The sequence below is a fragment of the Comamonas sp. B-9 genome, assembly GCF_000410635.1.
Classification (GTDB): domain Bacteria; phylum Pseudomonadota; class Gammaproteobacteria; order Burkholderiales; family Burkholderiaceae_C; genus Comamonas.
This window is the reverse complement of the sequence record NZ_KE148579.1, coordinates 75,765-78,827: the sequence shown is the minus strand read 5'-3', so window position 1 is coordinate 78,827 and position 3,063 is coordinate 75,765. Positions and strand designations below refer to the sequence as shown.

4 protein-coding genes are annotated in these 3,063 nt (G+C 66.3%); all 4 read right to left on the bottom strand.

Going from position 1 to position 3,063, the window contains the following annotated elements; translation table 11 throughout:
• On the bottom strand, nucleotides 1–794 hold a 794-nt coding region (gene phnE / locus H928_RS27675; protein WP_084635796.1), incomplete at its 3' end, for a phosphonate ABC transporter, permease protein PhnE.
• Nucleotides 785–1,633: a phosphonate ABC transporter ATP-binding protein gene (locus H928_RS27670; protein ID WP_021026974.1), complete on the bottom strand. Its 849-nt coding sequence runs from the start codon at nucleotides 1,631–1,633 to the stop codon at nucleotides 785–787. The genes phnE and H928_RS27670, both read right to left, overlap by 10 nt.
• 70 nt (nucleotides 1,634–1,703) lie before the next feature.
• Entirely contained in the window at nucleotides 1,704–2,588 is an 885-nt protein-coding gene (locus H928_RS0113405) for a putative selenate ABC transporter substrate-binding protein (protein WP_021026973.1), read from the bottom strand.
• Between the two features lie 232 nt (nucleotides 2,589–2,820).
• Nucleotides 2,821–3,063 (bottom strand): LysR substrate-binding domain-containing protein (locus H928_RS27665; RefSeq protein WP_043340025.1); only part of this gene is annotated, 243 nt, incomplete at its 5' end.

Here is a 3,063-nt window from a genome sequence, read left to right as displayed (position 1 = left end):
AGCCACCAGGACAGCAGATCGGCCAGCGCCACCAGCAGCATAAAGGCCAGCAAGATGCTGGCGACTTCGCCGCCATTGAGCATCTTCATCGCCTGGTCCATCAGCTGGCCCAGGCCGCCGGCGCCCACAAAGCCCATCACCACCGAGGCGCGGATTGCGCATTCCCAGCGGTAGACGGTGTACGAGGTGAGCTCGCGCGCCGCTTGCGGCAGCGCGCCATAAAGCAGCGCCTGCAAGCGGCCTGCGCCGCTCGCGCGCAGCGCGCGGGCCGGGGCCGGGTCGGTGGATTCCAGAATCTCGGCATAGACCTTGGCCAGCATGCCGCCATAGGTCAGGCCCAGGGCTAGCACGCCAGCGGCGGGGCCCAGGCCAAACACCCGCACAAACACCAGCGCCCAGACCAGCTCGGGCACGCCGCGCAAAATGGTCAATACACCCCGGGTGATGGGGTTGAGGCTGACTTTCTCTCTTGCAGCGCCGCTCGCCAGGTACGACAGCGGCAGCGCCAAAACCAGCGCCAGCGCCATGCCGGCGGTGGCAATCGCCAAGGTCTCCAGGCTGGCCTGGCCCAGGTAGGCCAGAAACTCCGGACTGCTCTCGGGCGGCAGAAACTGGGCTAGAAAACCACCGACCACTTTGAGGTTGTTGCTGTCAAAAAACGGCGCCAACGAGAAGCCCGAGGTCTGCAACATCGGCCACAGCACCAGCAACGCCAGCAGCAGCGCGATAAAGCGCCCACGCGCTGCCGGATCGCGGCGGTGCGTGTGGGTGGCAGCAGCTGGCATCAGCGGCATGTGACCACTTCAGCTGCAGGGGCTGGCACAAGCTGCGGCGCGGCGCTGCCCATGCTTCCCAGCGTAGGCAAGGCAGCCGCACTGCCATCGGCATGGGCGTACAAAGCCTGGAGCTGTGCCTGGCTCACCTGCGCGGCGGGCAGGTCAAAGGCAATCCGGCCATCGCGGATGCCGACTATGCGTGCAAAGCAGCCCAGCGCCAGGTCCACCGCATGCAGGCTGGCCACCAAGGTGGCCTGGCGCGCAGCGGCTTCTTGCACCAGCAGCTGCACGGTGGCCAGCGACAGCGCGGGGTCGAGCGCCGAGACCGGCTCATCGGCCAGAATCAGCCGGGCCTGCTGGTAGAGCACCCGGGCAATGCCCACGCGCTGGAGCTGGCCGCCCGAGAGCTGGTCGCAGCGCGCAAAGAGCTTGTCCTCTAATTGAACGCGGGCCAGCGCCTCACGGGCGCCGTTAATGTCTTGTGGGTAAGCCAGCGATGCCAGCGCCTTCCACAGTGGCCACTGGCCCAGGCGGCCTGCCAGCACGGCGGTGACCACGCGCTGGCGCAGCGCAATCGGCGCGCTCTGGTGCACGGTGCCGATGAGGCTGCGCAGCGCCTTGAGCTGGCGTGCCGTGGGGCTGGCAGGCGCGCTGGGCAAGACCTGGCCCAGCACCTGCATGCGGCCGCTGCTGGGCAGGTGGGCCGTGCCGATTACCGTCAAGAGCGAGGTCTTGCCCGCGCCGGACGGGCCGATCAGCGCAATGCTCTCGCCCTGCGCGGCAGAAAGGCGGATGCCCGAGAGCGCGACAAAACCGTTGGTGTGGGTCAGGCCCACATCGTCAAGCACAAAGCTCATGGATCAAATGCTGGAAAAACGCCGCAGAGGCGGCATGGGCACTGCACCAGCGCCCATGCCAGGCGGTCACTTACTTAAGCAGACCGGCGGACTTGGCGGCCGCCTCGGTGCCGGCATAGTTCTCGGGCTTGGTCGGGATGAACTTGGAGGCGCGCTGCAAATCCATGATCGCCTTGTGCTCGGGCTTGGCCGGGTCCAGCGCCAGGAAGGCATCGGTCAGCTTCTTGGTGATGGCCGGGTCCAGGTCGCCGCGCACGGTCCAGTTGTAGTCAAAGTAGGTGGGGGTGGTGGCAAACACGCGCACCTTGCTGGTGTCGACCTTCTTGGTCTCGACCAGCTTGTCCCAGACCGATGTGTTGAGCACACCCGCTTCTGCCTTGCCGGCCGCCACAAAGGCCACGGTGGCATCATGCGCGCCCGAGTAGGCCACGGTCTTGAAATCCTTTTCCGGGTTCAGGCCGTCTTGCAGCAGAAAGTAGCGTGGCATCAGGCTGCCCGAGGTGGACGAGGGCGCGCCAAACGCAAAGGTCTTGCCCTTCAAGTCAGCCAGCGTCTGGATGCTGGGGTCGGCGGTGATGAACTTGCTGGTGAAGACTGCGTCTTCGGCGCGCTGCACGATCGGGATCGCCGTGCCATTGGTGCGGATCTTGGCCTGCACATAGGTAAAGCCACCCAGCCAGGCCAGGTCCAGCTTCTTGGTGGCCAGGGATTCGACCACGGCCGCATAGTCGGACACCGGCGTGAACACCACCTGCATGCCCGTTGCCTGTGACAGGTACTCGCCCAGCGGCTTGAACTTGCGCTGCAGCTCTGTCGGCGCCTCGTCGGGGATGGCCGATACGCGCAGCACAGCAGGGGTGTCTGCATGGGCGCTGAAAGTTGCCAGGCTGGAGAGGGTCAGCGCGGCCAGCGACAGGCCACGCAGCGCCGAGCGGCGAGCGGTAGAGTGGGTCATAGAGCTTCCGTTCGTTAAGCCACCGCCGTCCGGATACACGGCGGTTTAATAGGCCGCGCGGGTTGCACGCAGCGATAAGGACCAAGGCAGTACACCGACCACCAAGGCGGATTCTTGCTTATTTGGCAAAACCACCGCTGCTCCTCACGTTCTTTTTTGGCCACAGCGGCATGCAAGCCCTCCCTGGTGCCAGCCATCGCCAGCCAAAGCTGCGCTGGTGCAGCGCTTGGGGTCAGGACAGCGCCAGCGGCGCAAAGTGGGCCTGCAGCGCGGCCAGCGCCAGCCGCACCCGCGCGGGCAGTGCCTGGCGCTCAGGGGTCAGCGCAGAGATGCGCAGGCTGCCGCAATCCCAGTCGGGCAGCAGGCGCAGCAGCTGGCCGCTGCGCACCTGGTCGGCCACTTCCAGCGAAAACAGCCGGGCGAGACCCAGCCCCTCGCTGCACAGCTGCTGCAGCGCGTACTGCTGGTTGCTGAT

What these genes read in the sequence shown, in the direction of transcription:
- H928_RS27670 (WP_021026974.1), bottom strand. Translation starts at nt 1,633, where the DNA reads ATGAGCTTTGTGCTTGACGATGTGGGCCTGACCCACACCAACGGTTTT.
- H928_RS0113405 (WP_021026973.1), bottom strand. Translation starts at nt 2,588, where the DNA reads ATGACCCACTCTACCGCTCGCCGCTCGGCGCTGCGTGGCCTGTCGCTG.